The 19,482-nt window shown below is 35.2% G+C and carries 19 protein-coding genes; 9 read left to right on the forward strand and 10 right to left on the reverse strand.

The window, feature by feature from the left end; translation table 11 throughout:
• Positions 1 to 602: 602 nt before the first annotated feature.
• The gene (gene glsA, locus IW15_RS16985) at positions 603 to 1,616 is read right to left on the reverse strand and encodes a glutaminase A (RefSeq protein ID WP_034713809.1); all 1,014 of its coding nucleotides are present in this window, start codon (positions 1,614 to 1,616) and stop codon (positions 603 to 605) included.
• Positions 1,617 to 1,818: 202 nt separating this feature from the next.
• On the opposite strand from glsA, the gene IW15_RS23130 reads away from it, so the two are divergent.
• Positions 1,819 to 1,953: a hypothetical protein gene (locus IW15_RS23130; protein ID WP_262483677.1), complete on the forward strand. Its 135-nt coding sequence runs from the start codon at positions 1,819 to 1,821 to the stop codon at positions 1,951 to 1,953.
• Positions 1,954 to 2,326: 373 nt separating this feature from the next.
• Entirely contained in the window at positions 2,327 to 2,734 is a 408-nt protein-coding gene (locus IW15_RS16990) for a hypothetical protein (protein WP_034713810.1), read from the forward strand.
• A 154-nt stretch (positions 2,735 to 2,888) separates the two neighbouring features.
• Here IW15_RS16990 and IW15_RS16995 read toward each other — a convergent pair whose 3' ends face one another.
• The gene (locus IW15_RS16995) at positions 2,889 to 3,248 is read right to left on the reverse strand and encodes a winged helix-turn-helix transcriptional regulator (RefSeq protein WP_034713811.1); all 360 of its coding nucleotides are present in this window, start codon (positions 3,246 to 3,248) and stop codon (positions 2,889 to 2,891) included.
• Between the two features lie 116 nt (positions 3,249 to 3,364).
• Between IW15_RS16995 and IW15_RS17000 the strand changes: the two genes are divergently transcribed.
• Positions 3,365 to 4,516, forward strand: a complete 1,152-nt coding sequence (locus tag IW15_RS17000) for an MFS transporter (RefSeq protein ID WP_051882153.1) — start codon at positions 3,365 to 3,367, stop codon at positions 4,514 to 4,516.
• Between the two features lie 505 nt (positions 4,517 to 5,021).
• Here IW15_RS17000 and IW15_RS17005 read toward each other — a convergent pair.
• Both IW15_RS17005 and IW15_RS17010 read right to left on the reverse strand, forming a co-directional pair.
• Entirely contained in the window at positions 5,022 to 5,675 is a 654-nt protein-coding gene (locus IW15_RS17005) for a response regulator transcription factor (protein ID WP_034713815.1), read from the reverse strand.
• Positions 5,675 to 7,264 carry a sensor histidine kinase gene (locus tag IW15_RS17010; protein WP_228384391.1) on the reverse strand — a complete coding sequence of 530 codons (1,590 nt, stop codon included), beginning with the start codon at positions 7,262 to 7,264 and terminating at the stop codon, positions 5,675 to 5,677. The genes IW15_RS17005 and IW15_RS17010 overlap by 1 nt, the downstream gene beginning before the upstream one ends.
• Before the next feature lie 746 nt (positions 7,265 to 8,010).
• Between IW15_RS17010 and IW15_RS17015 the strand changes: the two genes are divergently transcribed.
• Both IW15_RS17015 and IW15_RS17020 read left to right on the forward strand, forming a co-directional pair.
• Positions 8,011 to 9,153 (forward strand): vWA domain-containing protein, encoded by a 1,143-nt coding sequence (locus IW15_RS17015; RefSeq protein WP_034713818.1) that lies wholly within the window; start codon positions 8,011 to 8,013, stop codon positions 9,151 to 9,153.
• A 96-nt stretch (positions 9,154 to 9,249) separates the two neighbouring features.
• Complete coding sequence (locus IW15_RS17020; protein WP_034713820.1) at positions 9,250 to 10,704, forward strand: sigma 54-interacting transcriptional regulator; 1,455 nt, start codon at positions 9,250 to 9,252, stop codon at positions 10,702 to 10,704.
• Positions 10,705 to 10,879: 175 nt separating this feature from the next.
• Here IW15_RS17020 and IW15_RS17025 read toward each other — a convergent pair whose 3' ends face one another.
• The 3 genes from IW15_RS17025 to IW15_RS17035 form a co-directional block, all read right to left on the reverse strand.
• On the reverse strand, positions 10,880 to 11,938 hold the full coding sequence (locus IW15_RS17025; RefSeq protein WP_034713821.1) for a serine hydrolase domain-containing protein: 1,059 nt from the start codon (positions 11,936 to 11,938) through the stop codon (positions 10,880 to 10,882).
• 153 nt (positions 11,939 to 12,091) lie between these two features.
• Positions 12,092 to 13,222, reverse strand: a complete 1,131-nt coding sequence (locus IW15_RS17030; RefSeq protein ID WP_228384392.1) for a helix-turn-helix domain-containing protein — start codon at positions 13,220 to 13,222, stop codon at positions 12,092 to 12,094.
• A 242-nt stretch (positions 13,223 to 13,464) separates the two neighbouring features.
• On the reverse strand, positions 13,465 to 14,001 hold the full coding sequence (locus IW15_RS17035) for a hypothetical protein (RefSeq protein WP_034713825.1): 537 nt from the start codon (positions 13,999 to 14,001) through the stop codon (positions 13,465 to 13,467).
• 270 nt (positions 14,002 to 14,271) lie between these two features.
• On the opposite strand from IW15_RS17035, the gene IW15_RS17040 reads away from it, so the two are divergent.
• Positions 14,272 to 14,664: an META domain-containing protein gene (locus tag IW15_RS17040; RefSeq protein ID WP_034714098.1), complete on the forward strand. Its 393-nt coding sequence runs from the start codon at positions 14,272 to 14,274 to the stop codon at positions 14,662 to 14,664.
• Positions 14,665 to 14,770: 106 nt separating this feature from the next.
• On the opposite strand, the gene IW15_RS17045 is transcribed toward IW15_RS17040, so the two are convergent.
• Positions 14,771 to 15,211: a hypothetical protein gene (locus IW15_RS17045; protein WP_034713827.1), complete on the reverse strand. Its 441-nt coding sequence runs from the start codon at positions 15,209 to 15,211 to the stop codon at positions 14,771 to 14,773.
• A 353-nt stretch (positions 15,212 to 15,564) separates the two neighbouring features.
• Here IW15_RS17045 and IW15_RS17050 point away from each other — a divergent pair, with 353 nt between their 5' ends.
• Together IW15_RS17050 and IW15_RS17055 are read left to right on the forward strand one after the other, a co-directional pair.
• On the forward strand, positions 15,565 to 16,014 hold the full coding sequence (locus IW15_RS17050; RefSeq protein WP_034713829.1) for a MarR family winged helix-turn-helix transcriptional regulator: 450 nt from the start codon (positions 15,565 to 15,567) through the stop codon (positions 16,012 to 16,014).
• 21 nt (positions 16,015 to 16,035) lie between these two features.
• Positions 16,036 to 16,884: a universal stress protein gene (locus IW15_RS17055; RefSeq protein WP_034713830.1), complete on the forward strand. Its 849-nt coding sequence runs from the start codon at positions 16,036 to 16,038 to the stop codon at positions 16,882 to 16,884.
• A gap of 50 nt (positions 16,885 to 16,934) precedes the next feature.
• Here the strand turns inward: IW15_RS17055 and IW15_RS17060 are convergent, their stop codons facing one another.
• Positions 16,935 to 17,495: an NADPH-dependent FMN reductase gene (locus IW15_RS17060; protein WP_034713832.1), complete on the reverse strand. Its 561-nt coding sequence runs from the start codon at positions 17,493 to 17,495 to the stop codon at positions 16,935 to 16,937.
• A gap of 228 nt (positions 17,496 to 17,723) precedes the next feature.
• Here IW15_RS17060 and IW15_RS17065 point away from each other — a divergent pair, with 228 nt between their 5' ends.
• The gene (locus IW15_RS17065) at positions 17,724 to 18,980 is read left to right on the forward strand and encodes an NRAMP family divalent metal transporter (protein ID WP_051882155.1); all 1,257 of its coding nucleotides are present in this window, start codon (positions 17,724 to 17,726) and stop codon (positions 18,978 to 18,980) included.
• A gap of 158 nt (positions 18,981 to 19,138) precedes the next feature.
• On the opposite strand, the gene IW15_RS17070 is transcribed toward IW15_RS17065, so the two are convergent.
• Positions 19,139 to 19,357, reverse strand: coding sequence for a hypothetical protein (locus IW15_RS17070; RefSeq protein ID WP_034713834.1), 219 nt, complete (start codon positions 19,355 to 19,357; stop codon positions 19,139 to 19,141).
• Positions 19,358 to 19,482: the final 125 nt, after the last annotated feature.

Below are 19,482 nucleotides of genomic sequence, written 5' to 3' on the forward strand. Positions count from 1 at the left end.
TGTAAGCAAATATAGAATAAAAAAATATAATATTTCAAAAATAAGAGAATTAATTTCTCAATATTACAAAAAAATAATATGCCGATAAGGGTGCATGGAACCTACAAAAATGACACAGGCCCATCGGATGAAAAAAAGACCAATCGGACTGAATTGTTTTATTTTACTGTTATAAAAGTGATGAAATTTTTAGTAAAAACAACTTCGACAAACAATAAAACAAAAGCAACATCAAAACGGACCTATTTGTTTCTCAAACAGTTATTCATTTTATGGGATAAAATAAAAAAGCAAACACAATCCGGATTGAATACCCTGCATTTTATATCCTTTCAAAAAAAAGCAATTAATTTTAAACTTTAAATAGCTTTCACTGATTGAACAATTTTCCAGTCACTCATACTTGATATTTATGAATAACAGATGAAGCAAATACTATCTTTTTGTAAATAATCAGTAGGGGAAAAATTACATCCGTCTGTTTTGATGAAAACATATTCCACCAAAAAGCCCTGCAAAAAAAAACAATTGCAAGGCTTTTTATATTTAATAGTTGTAAAGTTTCCGAAAAGGTTACTTAATAATCGTTTTTAAGAATATTTTTAAAACAAGCTCAGATTATATTGCTTGACAAGGTCTAAAATCATATGATATCCGGCTAAAGAGTTTCCATGCTGATCCAAAGAGGGACTGAAAACACCGATCCCCATTCTTCCGGGCACACTCACTGTAATTCCGCCTCCAACACCGGATTTACTTGGCAATCCAACGGTTCGGGCATATTCTCCACTGAATTCATACATTCCGGCAACCAACATTTGCGATTGCACTAATTTTGCCATTTCTGCATTTTTATAGGTCGCGTCTCCATCAAACCGAACACAATGATTGGCAAAGAAATATCCTATTTTAGCCAAATCTTCAGCGGTAAGCTCAATAGAACATTGTCTGAAATAATTATCGAGCTGATCTTCATTCCCTGAAATGAGTCCATTATTTTTCATCAGGTAAAACATTCCCCGGTTCCGGTGGCCTGTAGATTTTTCGGATTCATAAACGGTTTTACTATAATCAATTGTCTTATTTTTGGTAATAAACCGAACCATATCCAATATTTTCAGAAATGGCTTTTCACCGTCTCCCGAAATTAAAGAAGTGGTAAGAATTGCTCCCGCATTCATCATCGGGTTAAGCGGCTTACCGGTTGTTTCAAGATTGGAAAAGTAATTGAAAGGTTTATCGGATCCGAAATACCCCATTTTATCAAAAACATTGGCTTCTCCTTTTTCGCTCACCGCAATCATCAATGCAATAATCTTCGAAATACTCTGCATAGTAAATTTTTGATGAACATCACCGGCATTAAAAATCTTTCCATCTTTCCCTACTACTGAAAAAGCGATTGCTTTGGCATCCATTTTTCCCAGTTCAGGAATATAATCAGCTACTTTACCCTGTGTATAATACGTTCTGTCCTTTTCCAGAATAGTGCTTAAGGTTTTTTCTGAAAGGGTTGATATATCAGCGGTCTGCTGGGCATATACCACTGTATGTAAAGAAAGGGAAGCTGCAGTACATATTGCTTTTGCAGAAAATGAGAAAATGTTTTTGTTCATAAAGCGTATTTTCGAATAAAATATTTTGATAAACCCCGAAAAACAAAGATAAAGTATTTCATCTTCTGACACCAATTCTGTCAAAAATAACACCTAGAATATTTTATCATTTTTTGACTTACATTCAGTTGGCACAATTCTTCCTTGATCACCTCTAAAAAATACAATGAATATGCTAAAAATTATTGGAGTAACTTTTCTTATGGGACTATTTATAGTTTCTTGTGCTCCCATAGTACAACAGTCTAATGGCAACCATGGCCTTCCACCAGGACAGGTTAAAAAAATGACAGGTGCAAAATCAGCAAGAGACTACGCACCGGGACATAATAAATAACAACTTATAGCTTTCAGATCAGAAAGCTATTTTTACAATTAATTCTCTCCATCCGCCAGACCACTTCTTTAGATCTCATTAATTCACAATTCATTTTTCATTTTAATATTGAAACTCACTCAAAAAGTGATTTCTTTTACCACCTTAGCTAAGCCAATACTATTGCATGAATTAGTTTTAGTCACAAAATATTGGGTTTAAACTTACTTCAATATGATTAGGTATTTTTACTCAACCCGATAATTGGTCATTTGTACTCTAAAACAGCTGCAGCCTTCTTTGTTACTTTGACATACGAATTAAGCGTTACCGAGGGTTTATCCCAAAATAACTTATTCGGTTCAAAAAAACTAACTAACCAAATACATTCAACATGGAAACAGCAAATGTAAATGCAAATTCAACCGGCCATCTACAATTGGGCGGAGGAGCTCAATTCTGGGTTTATCTTTCACCTCAGAACAATACCGCCAAAATGATTTCAACGTGGCGTGTAACATTTTCACAGGGGAACTGGAGTGATTCAATTTCCAGCGATGCTCCGACGAAACAAATTCAGACTCCTAATCTTTCGGGAATCTTTGATATTAAAGTAGAACTGTTAAGCGGTTCAACAGGTACATGGCGACAAATCCCTCCTCAACAGGGAAGTCATAATGAAATAGGATGTAATTCCAACTGCGCTTCTATGGTAGGTATTGTTGCCGACAGCATCAATCCAGCTCCAGGTGCCGTTAATGCACACTTCTGGACAACTTGGGATGCTATGTGTAAAGCATAATTGATCGGAGAAGAAAATCTGCTCAAAAAGCTTATCATACATCAAAGATAAAAAACAAGACATACACTCAAGCCATCTCATATCTTTCTATGAGGTGGCTTTTATGTTGACAGGCTACAAGTGAAGATTAACCATGCAGGCTGATAGAAAAAATTTATTTCTTTTCAGGCGGATATTCAATTCCTTCTTCTTTAATCAGCTCAAAACCATATTTCATGATTGTTTCAATGATTGGAATCGCTTTTTCCCCTTTTTCGGTTAAGCTGTATTCCACTTTAGGAGGCACCACAGCATACACTACCCTTTTGATCATTCCTTTAGTCTCCAATTCTCTCAGCTGGCTGGTCAGCATCTTATCCGTTATATGGGGAATATCTTTTTTGAGTTCGCTAAACCGCTGAACGTTACCCTGAAGACGCCATAGAATAGGCATCTTCCAGGTTCCACCAATATGATTCAATGCAAATTCTATCGGCGTGTAATAGAGCTTTTTATCGTGAAAAAATTCAGGCATAGTATTGTTTTAAATGATGCATACTTTCCTAATTGATAGTATAGAACTTCAATGTAAGTATATACTTTCAGGATCGTTTATTCTGCAAATTTGCAAAATAAATTAAATAGAGCATCATGAAAATTAATACAATATTATTTGTACTGGCATTGGGTATTTTTGGAATTACAACAACAGAATTCGGCGTAATAGGAATTTTACCTGAAATAGCTTCTGTGTTTGCCATTAGTATCGACAAGGCCGGCTGGCTGCTGAGCTCCTTCGCTATCATTGTAGCTGTTTTCGGTCCTTTTTCCGTCATGGCGTTATCCTCTTTCAACAGGAAAAAAGTACTGGCTTTTTCTCTGCTTGTTTTTGCGATATGCAACATACTGTCTGCCCTGGCAACCACCTTCAGTTTTTTATTAATTGTAAGAATGATCCCTGCATTTTTTCACCCTGTGTATTGGTCGATCGCGCTGACCGTTGCCGTTGAAAATACAGAACCTAATCAATCATCGAAAGCTGTAAGTACCCTATTTTCCGGATTAACGCTTACAACGGTTTTTGGTATTCCTTTGGCAACCTTGTTAGTGGATGTACTTAACTGGCAATTTTCATTTTTAGTGCTGGCCATAATCAATATTGTTTCATTTATAGGATTACTGATATACTTACCATCTATAAATACACCACACATTAAAGCAAAGCATTCACCGATATCCATATTGCGGAAACCCGTTTTATGGATACATATTATATTGGTGTTTTTTATGATTACTGCAATGTATTCAACATATGCTTATATGGCAGATTTTCTAAAATCAGTCACCAACATGAACGGAAAGGAAATCAGCTGTATGCTTTTCCTGTTTGGAATAACGGGCGTTATAGGCAACCGTCTTGCAGGAAAATACATGAGCAGGCATCCTTACCAAACCACCCTGGTATTTATTATTACTTTGATTGGGGTTCACCTATTGCTTTTTGCTTTTGGAAGCTATTTTGTACCCATGATAGTCATTGTTGGAATTTGGGGACTGGTACACACCGGAGGTTTTCTGATCAGCAATGTGAATATTGCATCATCTGTAACCGGTGCCCAGGAATTTGTCAACAGTATTTTTACGTCCTGCGGAAATGCTGCTGTGACCGCCGGATCAATTGCAGGTGGCTACTGGATCGTCCATTTTGGGATTCAGAAGGTAATTTGGCTAAGTATTTTGTTTTTGCTTCTTTCTTTATTTGTGGTTTTCATTAAAAAGGTTTTCTACTCACAGCAGCAGTAGAATGGTTATGAAACTAGCGGTAAAGAGAAGTACAGAATTGATAGCTATAAATATGAGCACCTCGTTAATTCTGTTCGAACCTACTATCAGGAAATAATATGAATAAAAATATGGATTTGATAATTGGACTTTAAAAAATATTAAAATGTAATTACCTGTAGTAGGCCAAATGAACAGACTTGAGGATAAAAAAAAAGGAGGCTTCTGCCTCCCTTTTAATGTATCGGATAACCAAGGACCAATTGTACTTCTTTATATAATTTGTGTTTTTTTAATAAGCTCTTAACAAGCTTTCAAGAAGTCGGTTAAAGGTCATCCAGCTACTCTATAAAGATTTCATCACTTACGTTTTTAGCTATATAAATTCGTGTTTTTCTTATTTTTCTTACTGCAAAGTAACAACATTGGAAAACAAGATTATCTATAAAACGCATCGATATATGTCGATTGAAACATCGATATTTATCGATAAATAATTATACCCTTATAAACAGAGTGCAAAAGTCTATATCGTATGGTGAGTTTTGATGAGATCAATCAACTCAACCAGGTTTTCTATTTTTAATTTATCAAAGATATTTTTTTTGATCGTACTTACCGTATTTTGCTTTATATCAAGCTTATTGGCGATTTCCAGGTTTCCATAGCCCTCTGCATAAAGTTCCGCAATCTGCAGTTCTCTTTTGGTTAAGTAACTCAATGGATTGATCACATTGGGATCGTGAGCAAACTGCACCAATAAATTCTGAGAAACGGCAGAAATATACTCCCCTTTATTGACAATGCTTGCAATAGCCTTTCGAATCTCCTCTTCTTCACTCAACTTACTCAGGTATCCGTTGGCACCGCCTTTAATAAATTTAAGGGCATGCAGCTCTTCTTCCAGACCGGTGAATATTAAAATTTTGATATCGGGATTTACACTTCTGATTTGTGATAAAAAGTTCAGGCTATTTCCCTCAGGAAAATGGGCATCAATAATGGCTATTTCTATTCCTTTTGATTTTACGATCTCTACAATCTGCTGTAAAGATGAGGTTTGATAAATGACCGCATTTGGAACAATCTCATCGATGATGATTCCAATTCCCTGCCTTACAATACTGTGATCGTCGGCTAAAAGAAATATTATTTCTTTATCTTCAATTGGTAATTCCATTATTTATTATTGATATTTAAGTTGATTCTGAATGTTACTTTTGTCCCCTGACCTAATTTACTTGATACCGATATCTCACCATTAAAAAGTTCTACAATTTCTTTACATAAATTCAAACCTAATCCAGCTCCTACATTATCGATTTCATCAGACACCATTCCCTGATAATACGGTTCAAAAATTTTGCCAACATCAGAATCCGATATTCCCACACCTGTATCTGCTACGATTGTGGTTAGAGAAATTGTATTTTTATTGACAGATTCAGTAGTAAGGGTAACATCAATCTGGCCGTTTTCCGTAAACTTATTGGCATTTCCCAGAATATTCATCAACAGCTGGTTCACTTTTATATTGTCTGAAAAAACTACCATACCGGCTGGTATATGATTATTTACCACAAATTTATTATCTCTGGTTTCTATATAAGGAGTGATGGCCGTAACAATACTATCAATCTCATCTTTAAGATTAAAGGTTGTGCTGATCAGTTTTTTTCCAGCTTCCTGATTCTTTGTGTATTCAAGGATCTGGTTAGACTGTATCAGCAAGGTACTGTTTGTGAACTTCATCGATTTAAGATAATCTTTTACCTTTTCATCTTTTGTTGTTCTGTTGATTTTATCAATAAAAATATTAATAATTTTCAGAGGAGACCTTAATTCATGGCTCAGCATTCCAAGGATTCTGTTTTTGAAATTAAGGTTATTCTTAATCTCCTTGTTTGCTGCGTTCAGCTTCAGCTCATATATAAACGCGATTCTTGTAAAATACATAATCAGAATGGACACAATGAACATTAAGCTCATTAATCCAAGCACCAGGTAGGTCCTGATTTTATTATTAATAGAATTTTGTTTGCTGTATTCTTTTTCTAATTCTGATTTAAAGTCTTTAATTGCATTTTCGTAGACATTAATCAATCCGTTGCTGTACACGAGTAATTTATTGAAATTACTATAATACTGCATGTTTTCACGCTGCTTTTTAACAGTAGATGTCCGGATCTTTTTTACAGCATCCGTATAGTGCTTATCCATAGATTCTATAGCATTATTCATCTCCGTTTTCAACTTTGAGAGATCCGCTGCCTTTTTATTGGATAAGGTAATTACGGTGCTTTCTTTCTGTACATCCACTTTATTAGATATAGCGTCCTTCAAACGCCCCATCAGACCTTTCTTCTTGATCGTATCAGAATACGTCTGAGTTTGAATCTCTAAATCCTCAAAATCATTCTTGTATTTTTCCAGTTCATATTCTTTATCCTGGATTTTGGCTGGGGGATTTTGAGAAAATTGATACGCCGAATCAAGTAATGTTTTCAGTCTTTCAGCCTTCAGGGTATCTTTTTTCTGTAATACTAATTTACTTTTCAGCTTTGGAGTTACATTTTCAAATTCCCCTATTTTGTCAAAATTCCCTTTCAGTTTTCTAAGAGACTGGAAGTATAATTTGAGATCTTTATCATCCTGGCTGATCATATATTTCTGAAGGTAGTTCTGGGCATCAATGAAATTTTTTCTAGAATCATCCGTTAATCCGCCCAATGCCCTGCTTTCTTCCAGCTGATTCTTAATAAAGTTCAATTTTTTTCCATTAATAAACTCGTTATAAAAAAATATGGCTATAATTACCTGTATCAATAAAATACACACGATCAAGGAATAGTGAACGATTTTCCTCAATTTAAAATTTAATAATTTATATTTCATATCTATTTATCAGCTAAATTAATTTTCTGATTACTGAAGTCTTTTGGTTACTAGTCTAAATGATATTCTTTATCGCCAAAAACTTAATAATCGGTGATAATCATTCATTTGCAAAGTTAAAGTAATTTTTGTCTATTTCAGAATAGTAAAATATTTGATAAAATTTAAGGAAATTGATTAAATAATTCACCTATAAATCCTTTTTTTTACACGGTATTGATTAAAACACAGTTTCTGGAAATAATTTTCAAAAAACGGGCTTCATAAATGGCTGAAAAACTAATGATAAAAGCATATTAATTACTAAATCGGCGTTATTAATATTGATTCTAGTTTTCTAATTTTATGTTTTTCAACGAGAAAAATGATATGAAAATTATTTAAAATAGCCTTTTGCTTTGTGATAAAACTTAAAAATTTCATATCGCCATCATTAGTATTTTCTATTTTTCATACAGTGATCCCGATCTAATATTTTCATAACTTGTATCTTTTAAACAAAGGAAAGAAATACAGATTGCTTATAAGGCTTACAGGTAACAATGACTATAATAAAAAACATAGAATCAACATTATCATAGTATTAGCACAAGCAAGAGTATAAATAGCTGCCGCATCTTATGACGAATAAAGATTTAAATTTTCAAAAAGGTTTTACATTCAGTAAACATGTTCCGGAAGAAACATCACCTTTTGACCGGGTCTTCGATGTTTTCAAAGACCTGCTTACCCATACTTCCGGGGATATTGAAGAAGCTTTTGAGTGGCTCGATATGCTGGATAAAGAATATGATATCTTCAATGATGAATATTCCCTCGAGGATTTTGAAGAAGATCTGAAAAAACGGGGATATATCAAACAAGAGGATGACCCTAAAGATGGTAATTCCGGTACGGGTAAAGGCAAAAATGTATTGACAGCCAAACTGGAAGCTGCTTTGCGTGAATACGCCCTTGATCAGATATTCGGAAAACTGAAAAAAAGCGGAATTGGAAATCACCGAACCACGAAAACAGGAGTGGGGGATGAGCGCGATGGTGAAAACCGTTCCTTCCAATATGGAGACGACCTCTCCACCGTGAATATGACTGAAAGCTTAAAAAATGCACAGATCAATAACGGAATTTCAGATTTACGGCTGACAGAAGATGATCTTATTGTAGAAGAAACCAAACATAAAGCACAGATGAGTACCGTGCTGATGATTGATATCAGCCATTCTATGGTTTTATATGGTGAAGATCGTATTACACCGGCTAAAAAAGTGGCGATGGCTCTCGTGGAACTCATCAACCGGAAATACCCCAAAGATTCCATTGATATTATTGTGTTTGGAAATGAAGCCTGGCCCATTAAAATCAAAGATCTTCCCTATCTGAAAGTAGGTCCTTACCATACCAATACAGTTGCCGGCCTAGAACTGGCGATGGATATTCTCCGCCGAAAAAGAAATACCAACAAGCAGATTTTTATGATTACCGACGGAAAGCCAAGCTGTATCCAGCTGCCAACCGGAGAATTTTATATGAACAGCAACGGATTGGATGAAATGATCATTTCCCAGTGCCTTAATAAAGCCGCACAAGCCAGAAAACTGAAAATCCCCATCACCACCTTTATGATTGCCCAGGATCCTTATCTGCGGAAATTTGTAGAAGCCTTTACCGCGCAAAATAAAGGAAAAGCTTTTTTAACTGGGCTTTCAGGTTTGGGTCAAATGATTTTTGAAGATTACGAAAAAAACAGAATAAAGAGAATTTAATTAGACGGTTAGATTTGAGATATCAGATGTCAAACTTACAGTCAGGTTGTTACAATTACAATTCTCATTACATAATTATTATTACTTAAAAGAAAAATGAAAAACGATAGTACATTCAAAGAATTAAAGAATTCAGGGTATATTGATAAAACGATTAGTGAAGAAATTCAAGCAAACTTAATTGCGAAAATTAAAGCTAAAGAACCCGTATTTGAAGGACTTTGGGGTTATGAAGATTCTGTGGTGCCACAATTGAAAAAAGCGATTTTGGCGGGCCATCACATTAATTTATTAGGATTGCGTGGACAGGCAAAAACCAGGATTGCCAGAAGTATGGTCAACCTTCTTGATGAATATATGCCGATTGTGAAGGGATCTGAAATTAATGACAGTCCATTCAGTCCGATCTCAAAATACGCCAGAGATCTTATTGCGGAGTACGGTGATGAAACCCCAATTTCATGGGTACACCGCTCTCAGCGTTTCTTTGAAAAACTGGCAACACCGGATGTAAATGTTGCCGACTTAATTGGAGATATAGATCCCATTAAAGCAGCCACTTTAAAGCTTCCTTATTCTGATGAACGTGTTTTGCATTACGGAATGATTCCGCGTGCCAACCGTTCCATATTCGTATTGAATGAACTTCCGGATTTACAGGCAAGAATTCAGGTTTCTTTATTTAATATTTTACAGGAAGGTGATATTCAGATTCGTGGATTTCAGTTAAGAATGCCTCTTGATATCCAGTTTGTCTTTACGGCCAATCCGGAAGATTATACCAACAGAGGAAGTATCGTAACTCCTCTGAAAGACAGAATCGGATCACAGATTTTCACCCATTATCCTAAAACGATTGCCCTGGCCCGTCAGATTACCGAACAGGAAGCCCTGATTTCGGCGGAAGATAAATCACAGATCCAAATTCCTGATCTGGCAAAAGACCTGTTAGAGGAAGTGGCTTTTGCAGCGCGTGACAGCGAATATGTGGATGCAAAAAGTGGGGTGAGTGCCCGACTGACTATCAGCGCTATGGAAAATTTAGTGGCTGCAGCCAAATTACGTCTGATTGAATCAGATACTGAAAAAACTACCGTCCGTTTGCTTGATTTCATGTCGATTATTCCATCTATCACAGGAAAAATTGAATTGGTGTATGAAGGCGAACAGGAAGGAGCGGATTATGTAGCGAAAATATTAATCGATAAAGCGGTAATGGTACAGTTTGAAACACTGTTTCCACGCATTTCCAAACTGGAAAAAGAGGGTATAAAAACACCGTATACCGACCTGATCAAATGGTTTAATAAAAACCACCTTGAACTCAATTATACGGATACCGATGAAGAATTTTACGCGAAACTTAACAGTATAACTCCATTGGTAACCGCTGTAGAAGAAAATGCTTCAGGATTAAGCAAGGAAGATCAGAATTTCTGTAAAGAACTGGTGCTTTGGGCTTTAACGATCAGTAAAAAATTAGATAAATCTGAAAATCAAATGGCGTTTACGTTTGATTCTGCGGATATGAGTCAGTTTTTGAGGAATTGAAGCTAGAAGCTAGAAGCTAGAAGCTAGAAGCTAGAAGCTAGAAGCTAGAAGCTAGAAGCTAGAAGCTAGAAGCAAAATTACAACTAGAATTAAGAAATATAAATCCCCCGAATAATTGGGGGATTTTATTTGTATAGAATGTACTATTTTGTGTGAGAAGATATTCGGAGCGTATCTATTTTAATATCGTGTCATACATTTGGTTCAGCAGATCTTGTCTCATTTTTGAATTCCTCTGGTTGAGAAGAATGATGATGCCCCACTTTTTAGCTCTGTTGTAACATATAATAGAAGACTGCCCCATAGAATCACCTGATTTTAAATAGATCGTATTTTTTTCATCCGTCATGATATTAGTCCCCAATCCCATTTCTCTTTTTTCATCTTTATAGTATATTTTTTCTGTGATTATGGCCGCTTTTCCGATGGTCGTTTCATTGTTTAAAACCTCTTTTAAAAACGTAACCATATCAGAAGCATTGGACTTTACCAATCCGGCAGACGCTGTAATATTCCATTTGAAGAATTCCTGGATACCTCCATTCGGATTGTGGCCCACCGTTCTGTTTTTTACAATAAAATCTTTGGTTAATGTATTCGTGATCTGTAAAGGCTCTATGAGTTTAGTTCTAATAATTTCATCATAGCTCTTTCCATATATTTTTTCCAGTATTTGCCCAAGCAAAGTATATCCAATCGTGGAATAGCGGTATTTTCCATAATCCTTCAGCTCAGTACAGCTATTGATGATGGAAGCCAATGTTTTTTCAGTAACACTGTTGATTGGCTGCTGTGGATCTATTTCGATTAACTTTCCAAAATCTATATCGGGTAGCCCTGATTGGTGAGAGGCCAGATCTGAAATTTTAATTTTGTTTTTAAGATTTGGGTGTAAAACATAGGCTTTAGGAAGAAAACCATCTATATAATCATCTGTTTTTATTTTATGCTCCATAACTGCCTGGGCAATTAAATTTGAGGTTAAAATTTTAGTGATCGAAGCAATTTCAAATACGGAATTTTTATTGATCTTAATTTGACTTTCTGCATTCAAATTACCATACGCCGTATAGTATTCTTCATTATTGTTGATAAAACCGACGCTGATGCCTACGTCAGGATTTTTACGATAATTATCCTGTATGATTGAATCGATCTTTTGGGAAATGTTCTGTCCAAAAGAAAAGCTGCTTATTAATAACAGTACGGCTAAAAGTTGTAATGAAGTTTTCATGATATCGAATTGTATGGTTAAACATTATTTCGATACAAAGATGTGGGAGAAATTACAATCAGGCGACCGAGTAAAAGTAATCGGTCTCATTTGTTGAGAAAAATAAGTACGAATCTTTAAAAAAGGACGTACGAATAATTACAAATTGCTGTTTTACAAATTTTTACGATAAAAAGTAGGTGTATTTCCTGTGTGCTTTTTAAAAGCAGTATTGAAAGAAGATTTTGAATTGAAACCCACTTCATACAGGATTTCAAGAATAGTGACCTTAGTTTTTGTTCCATCTTTTAAAATATCCATCGCTTCTTCTACACGATACGTATTCACAAAATCGTAAAAATGCTGCCCTACTCTATGATTAATCAAAACCGACAGCTCCCGGGTAGGAATCCCGATAGCATCAGAAATATCCTGGATGGTTAGAGAAGGATTAAGAAACGGCTTTTCTTCCATCATATACTTCTTCAATTTTGTTAAATCTTCACTAAACTCATGATCGCTTACCGTTTGTGGCTCATTCTTTTTTTCTTCTAAAACAATATCGGATACCAATTGTAACCTTGAATCTATATTTCTAAATAAACCGGGATTGTTTAGGGCTTTGTATAAATACCAGCAAATAATAAACAGCTCAAAAACCAGGATCCCAATTTTTATCCATTCAGAAATGTAGGGATACTCAGAAAATTTAAAAATGTTTTTTAAAATGACAATCAAATAGAGAATTGTAAGCACACTCGTAAATTGAAACAACCAATGATAAGAATTGATACTGATGCCTGCATAATTTTCCAGATACAGCTTTTTCGCCTTTCTTAACAGGATGAAAACAGCAATAAAATAGGTCACGATCTGAATATGAAAAAGAATATGATTGAATTGCAGTTCTATCCTGCTTTGACGGTGTTCAATAAAATTAATTTTAGATGCAAGATCTACCATATAAAAATGAGGCAGTAAAACCAGATTGACCGCTAAAAATGGAAGCAGATGAAGCAGATGCTTGGGTTTAAGTTTAAAATCGGAATAACAAACCGACAATACATAAAGATAAAAAGCAGGAATCTGCAGGAAAGCCAGGCTATTTCTCAACATACCCGGATTGGAAGGAACATCAGCCACCAGGCTTATTAAAGGATCACTGATGTCTATTGCCGTGATGATAAGAAAAAAAGCAAAAAGACGATTGCTGGTCTTATGCTCTGTCTTTACTGTCACCAGAAAAAATGCAAGAAAAAAGGAAATGAACAGTGAGATTACAGTGACAATACTTAATACATTCATCTTATTTATTCTTAATTCTTTTTGTTCATCATTGATTCCACGTTCCGGATAGTCACAGGATCTTGATATTCCAAACTGAATCTTACAAATATAGAAATTAGATGGAAACTGCCTTCATTTTTCTAAGGAAAAAACACTGGCTATGCCCATTACTACACCATTGGGTAGTACATTGATAAGATATACTCATAAAAAAGAGCGACTAAAAGCCACTCTTGGTTTGTATAAAGTATTGATCTTTTTTAATTCGCAGCCGGATCTATAAGCTGAGTGGTAAGATATATCGATTTTAGAAGATTTTTACCGTCAAAAAGCAAGATTGTATAATATTTTCCCTTTTTAAACGTAAATTTTGTTCCTCCCGGAAACTCAGTACCGTCGCCAAGCTTTTCTGCGCTGGAAGCATATTTAGTGAATTTAGCCGCGCTTTCCTGAAGAGTTGTTTTGTTCATCACCAGGCCAAAAGGCAGGCCTTCAACGATCACAGACTCATCTTCCGGAATATCAAAAGACATTTCGGTAATGGTATTATTTTTTCCCAGGCTGGAGTAAAGCTCCAATCCTGTTGGAGTGATCCATTTGGCATATTTTTCTTCATTGGCATCTTCATAAAAAATCGTTTTTGTTTTTAAAGCAGACGCTATTTTATCAGGGGTCTGAGGAAAAACAAATTCGGAATCTTTGTTGAGTAAAGAGTGTAAACCTGCCGTTTTTTGTGAAAAAGCAGCTAAGCTTATAAGTTGAAAAAAGACAGTTAAAATTAAAGTTAATGGTTTCATCTGCATAAAGAATGTTTATTAATTTTTTAATGAATTTGGAGCTTAAAGATATTAAAATTAATTAAATCCATAAAAAAAACAGAATATGAAATACACTTCAATAGATCCTAAAATCACAGCCTAGCAAAGGCTTCGGAGCTGGATCATAGAATTTTCATCAGGATAAACTTTATTTTGTAAATTGCTGCTGGATCATTTCATAGCGGCATCTCGCGGAAAAAGCGAAAATGATTTCCATGTATTACAAAAACCAACATTAACAATCTCAATATGAAAAAATTCATTCTTACTTTTATGGTAACTGCATTTTCTTTGCTGGCAGTAGCCCACGCACAAACGAATCGTCTGGCAAAAACAACCTGGGAACTTGAAAAGAGAAATGCTGACGGCAGTATCGTTTTCAAAAAAGCGAAACCCATTAAATTTCCCGATGAACAGGGCAAATTCAATTTTCTTCAATTTGAAGCAGACAAAAACTACCACACCGGAAATTCATGCTTTCACATGATGGGAACGTACAATATTTACTCAGATGGCCAGGTACAAATAAGTGAAGGTATAGCTGATATGACCAGTGGTTGTGATGAACCGAAAGCTTTGTCCGGGACCTATGATTTCAAAATAGATAAAGGTATTCTTACCCTGGTTCCTGCAAAAAATTAAAGCATTAAACTTTCTAAGCAAACTATTTATCTCATTAATAAAAAAAAGCAACTGATTATTTATTACAATCAGCTGCTTTTTTTATGATTTCCCTTTGCTATACTTCTTAATTTCTAAGTCCAATTCCTGCATTTTTATGATGGGAAGAACCCATTCCGTGAAAGGTGTTGTAGGTATAATAAAGGTCTCTGAAATAAATATCCGTATCCACTTCGTGTTTCTCAATGAATTCGTTTGTACTTTCTGTTTTCTCTGTCTTTTTCAATTCGTACATATATACTTTTTTTTCTACTCTGGCTTTCTTTTCACAATGACAGTATAGATGATCGTTTTCCTTATGCTCGTCAAGGCTAAGGGTACGTACTTCTAGATTTTCAAAGTTCTTATGGCGGTCAAATGTATGATGATCCAATGTAAACCAAGGTTCTCCGTGATATAAAAAATGATCTATAATATCCGGGTGATTATTGTTTTTTTTGTCAGCAGTTGTAGATGAATAGTATCCTTTGCATTTTGTACAAAATGCTATTTTAATTTGTATCGACATAATATTATGATTTGCAGTGTAGCTTTATTATATCAGAAGTTGTGCCATACATTTCAATTTAAAAATCAATTCCACAGACAATGGGTTATGCACTGATTAACAGTAAAAAATATTTATCACCTATTAAAAATAATCAATCATACATTCAGTTTATATACTATTTTTCATGTAAACTTTTATCGGTACATAGAAACTTTTCAAATTCACATCTCTTGCAATATTTTTTTAATGAGAAATCTTAAACCTAAAAATTAGTTTGAATTAAAACTAATTTTAGCTATATTTGTTAGAGTAAGTGATACCGATATTTTCAGGTATACAACTCATGATTCGACACTTTTATCATTAATAGTATGCCTTCAAAACAAAATAATATATCAGAATTAGCCTTTGAATTGGGACTTGCAATGGGTGAAATGAAAAGCCGCTTGCGTCAGAAAATTCAGTCCAGAATTAATGAATATGATCCGGATCTTTCTTTTGAGCTTATAGAAATACTCGGTCTCCTTTGGCGAAATGACGGGATAAACCAACAGGAAATAAGCAATACAATAAGTAAAGACAAATCCAGTATTACGTATCTGATCAACAGCCTGGTGAAAAAAGGGCTGGTTGAGCGGCTGGAAAATAAAAATGATAGAAGACATAAACAGATTTTCCTGAGTATAAAAGGAAGAGAAATTGTAGAAACCGTTTATCCATGGGCATTGGAATTGTACAAAAAAGCAGCTGATCATATTCCCGAAGATGAGATAAGGAAAGCGCTTTTATTAGTAAAAAAAATGACCACCAATCTTGAATAACCGTATTTTAAATTAATTAATATGAGAACAATACTTGTACCGGTTGATTTTACATCAACAACAGAGAATGCAGTAAGACTTGCTGCTGAATGGGCAAATCAATTTGAATATACCCATATTATTCTTTTAAAAACGTCCAAGGAATCTGAATTCGATTATCTGCATATAGCAGAAGGCCACGCATTTGTTAACGAAGAAAATGTCAACAGCTTATTGGAAAAAACCTCATCGCTATTGAACACATTAAGCAATATCATCCTGGAAAAGTCACCTAATCTGAAAGTTTCAACCGCAGTAAGTGAATGGACTCTTACCAAAAGTATCCACGACCTGCTAAAAGATCATCCTTCGGTAGAACTGATCGTTTTAGGAAGTGATGACCAGTCTTCTGCAAGTGACAGCTTTGTTTCGGAAAATATCATCAGTATTGCCAGAACCAGCCCGGTCAAAACCTTAATTGTCCCTAATGGATATCGTTATAGTACCATCAAAAACATTCTTATTCCCTGCGATGTAAACGGGATCAAGAAGTTAGACAGACTTTTTCATCACAAGTCTGTTATTCAGCAGCAGGATGTTCACCTTATGTTTTTAAATATTCACACAACAGAAAAAAATGAAGGTAATGAGGACAAAAAGAAAGAACTGCAGGAATATATTCATGAGTATTTAACTGAAATCCCAAGCAGCATTCATTATTCTCATGATGAGAATATCATCAACGGAATTCTGAATTTTGCCTCTTTGAATGATACGGACCTGATTATTGCTCTTCCTGGAAGACATAGTTTCCTGTATTATATGGCAAGCAGAAGTATTTCTGAGGGAATTTATCAAAATGTCAATCAGCCTGTTTTGATATTAAAATAATGTTCCGTCATCAAAGAGAGACTATTATTCTGCTTACCGCTGAAATGAGATTATTCTTTTTTTAATCTGTTGAACCATTTTACATAAGATGTTACAGCATTCTGAATAAAATCCTTTTCCGAACTTTCATTAAAATCACCCTGATCATTAAAAAGCTTGGATGCATTCGGAATATACACTTCAGGTTGCTGCATAGTCGGCATATTGAGAAAAACAAGACACTGACGTAAATGATGATTGGCACCAAATGCGGAAAGATTCCCTGGCGAATTGCTGAATACCGCAGCCGGTTTATCATTCCATACACTTTTTCCGGCAGGTCTTGAGCCAATATCAATTGCATTCTTCAGTACTGCAGGAATAGATCTGTTATGCTCAGGTGTGATGAAAATAATCCCTTCCATCTCCTTTATTTTTTTCCTAAACTCAGTGTAAGAATCCGGTACGCTGTTATGATCATCAAAGTCCTGATTATATACCGGCAGATCATCCAATGCAATCACTTCAAATGTAAAGCCGGTTGGCTGCATTTTCAGAATTGCATTGGCTATTTTTTTAGAAAATGAGTCTTTTCTCAGACTTCCTGCTATAATGCCAATTGTATTTTCCATATTATCTCATAATTAGCTAAAATTATTTCAAGAATTACGCCAATACAAGATTATATTTCTGATTAGCAATTCTTTCTGTTAAGAATATCATTCATTTCATCCTCAAATTCAATTAAAATGGGTCTAGATATTTGAACACTCTACTCAGGTTATTATATCTTTCAGTGAAGCGTTAATTTTCCTATCTTTAACATTACGATAAATCAAAATGTTGTCGGTACAAGAGCCATGTCGAAAAAACCAAAAGATTCAAAGATCATAATTTTCTTCAAAAAATTAGGACCAGGCTTAATAACCGGTGCCAGTGATGATGATCCGTCAGGCATTGCTACTTATTCTCAAGCCGGAGCGCAATTTGGACTTTCCACTTTATGGACTGCCCTGCTTACTTTTCCACTGATGGCCGCCATACAAGGTATGTGTGCAAGGATAGGTCTGGTAACGGCGCAGGGATTAACTGTAACGCTTAAGCAACATTACTCCAAGCCTATTCTTTATGGTATGCTTCTTTTCAGTTTTCCGGCCATCACTTTAAATATCGGTGCTGATATCCAGGGTATGGGCGCCGTAGCACATATGATTTACCCTCAGGTACCGGTCGCTGTATTCTGTGTTATAATAACTGCTTTACTGCTTTTTATCATTATCAGGTTTTCTTATCAGAAAATTGCAATGATTTTAAAATGGTTATGTCTCAGCCTGCTTCTTTATATCATCGTGCCGTTTATGGTGGGTCAGGACTGGCTGATGGTGGCAAAAAAAACCTTTATCCCAACCATAAAGTTTGATAAGGAATTCCTATCCATTATCGTTGCTATTCTTGGGACCACTATTTCACCGTATCTGTTTTTCTGGCAGACTACAATGGAAGCAGAGGATCAGGTGCATAGAGGGGTCGTATTGGTAGATAAAAAGATTTTAAGTGACATGAAAACGGATGTAAACCTCGGGATGCTATTATCCAATCTGGTGATGTTTTTTATGATTCTTACCACGGGTACGGTACTTTTCAATGGCGGAATACATCAGATAGATACTGTAGATCAGGCGGCCAAGGCCCTGGAACCGTTAGCTGGGAAACTTACTTATATCATTTTTGCTACGGGTGTTTTGGGAACTGGTTTGCTTGCCATTCCTGTTTTGGCCGGATCGCAATCTTATATGCTGGCAGAAACGTTTGGATGGGATGCAGGACTTGATAAAAAATTTGCGCAGGCTAAACCATTTTACGGCTCTATAATCGTTTCACTGCTTGTAGGATTGTCTCTTGACTTTTTCGAGGTCAGCCCGATCAAGGCACTGCTGTACACGGCAATAGTGTATGGTTTAACGGCTCCGGTAATGATTGCTGTTATCATGCATATCGGTAACAACAAAAAAATAATGAAAGAGCATACCAACTCACGGCTATCCAATATTCTTGGCGCAATTACGCTAGTTATTATGACTGCGGCGGCTGTAGGTCTAATCTATTTTATGGTGTAAAAAAGTGTTTCTCAAAAATCAGGTTCGTTACATTGGATTGTGTTATACAATCAAATATATTTCAAAACCTTATTTCCTGATAGAGTGAAAAAAAATTATTAGGATCAAAGTGTTAAAAAAAGAATAAATTATCGTTCAATAATATTTTTTTTGAACATTTAATTGGCATAAACGGCCTTATTTTGATAGACATTGATGCCTGAAATTTTCTTATCGGGGATATTATAGATGATCTCCACTGAAAAACAAGAAACAGTATACAGCACATATTTAAGGTTGTGAACAATGGTTTCATTCATCCTATTCCCCTGATTCATAACAAGATCACATTGCGCCTGATTCGGTAGGTTTTTGAAATCGTAATAAGAAATATTCATAGTTGTGATGTTAGGGTTAGTTTTTTTTTCTGCTAAAACCTATACAATTTCTTTACCAATTTAAAGTTGAATATTTTATTTTGATGTTTTTAAGCTTCTGCATAAATTTGTGCAAATTAAATTTC

The sequence above is a fragment of the Chryseobacterium soli genome, from assembly GCF_000737705.1.
In the GTDB taxonomy this organism is placed as follows: Bacteria; Bacteroidota; Bacteroidia; order Flavobacteriales; family Weeksellaceae; genus Chryseobacterium; species Chryseobacterium soli.

Bases quoted from the DNA above. Each gene is read 5' to 3' on its own strand.
- glsA (WP_034713809.1), bottom strand. From the start codon at position 1,616: ATGAACAAAAACATTTTCTCATTTTCTGCAAAAGCAATATGTACTGCA.
- IW15_RS23130 (WP_262483677.1), top strand. From the start codon at position 1,819: ATGGGACTATTTATAGTTTCTTGTGCTCCCATAGTACAACAGTCTAAT.
- IW15_RS16990 (WP_034713810.1), top strand. From the start codon at position 2,327: ATGGAAACAGCAAATGTAAATGCAAATTCAACCGGCCATCTACAATTG.
- IW15_RS16995 (WP_034713811.1), bottom strand. From the start codon at position 3,248: ATGCCTGAATTTTTTCACGATAAAAAGCTCTATTACACGCCGATAGAA.
- IW15_RS17000 (WP_051882153.1), top strand. From the start codon at position 3,365: ATGAAAATTAATACAATATTATTTGTACTGGCATTGGGTATTTTTGGA.
- IW15_RS17005 (WP_034713815.1), bottom strand. From the start codon at position 5,675: ATGGAATTACCAATTGAAGATAAAGAAATAATATTTCTTTTAGCCGAC.
- IW15_RS17015 (WP_034713818.1), top strand. From the start codon at position 8,011: ATGACGAATAAAGATTTAAATTTTCAAAAAGGTTTTACATTCAGTAAA.
- IW15_RS17020 (WP_034713820.1), top strand. From the start codon at position 9,250: ATGAAAAACGATAGTACATTCAAAGAATTAAAGAATTCAGGGTATATT.
- IW15_RS17025 (WP_034713821.1), bottom strand. From the start codon at position 11,938: ATGAAAACTTCATTACAACTTTTAGCCGTACTGTTATTAATAAGCAGC.
- IW15_RS17030 (WP_228384392.1), bottom strand. From the start codon at position 13,222: ATGAATGTATTAAGTATTGTCACTGTAATCTCACTGTTCATTTCCTTT.
- IW15_RS17035 (WP_034713825.1), bottom strand. From the start codon at position 14,001: ATGAAACCATTAACTTTAATTTTAACTGTCTTTTTTCAACTTATAAGC.
- IW15_RS17040 (WP_034714098.1), top strand. From the start codon at position 14,272: ATGAAAAAATTCATTCTTACTTTTATGGTAACTGCATTTTCTTTGCTG.
- IW15_RS17045 (WP_034713827.1), bottom strand. From the start codon at position 15,211: ATGTCGATACAAATTAAAATAGCATTTTGTACAAAATGCAAAGGATAC.
- IW15_RS17050 (WP_034713829.1), top strand. From the start codon at position 15,565: ATGCCTTCAAAACAAAATAATATATCAGAATTAGCCTTTGAATTGGGA.
- IW15_RS17055 (WP_034713830.1), top strand. From the start codon at position 16,036: ATGAGAACAATACTTGTACCGGTTGATTTTACATCAACAACAGAGAAT.
- IW15_RS17060 (WP_034713832.1), bottom strand. From the start codon at position 17,495: ATGGAAAATACAATTGGCATTATAGCAGGAAGTCTGAGAAAAGACTCA.
- IW15_RS17065 (WP_051882155.1), top strand. From the start codon at position 17,724: ATGTCGAAAAAACCAAAAGATTCAAAGATCATAATTTTCTTCAAAAAA.
- IW15_RS17070 (WP_034713834.1), bottom strand. From the start codon at position 19,357: ATGAATATTTCTTATTACGATTTCAAAAACCTACCGAATCAGGCGCAA.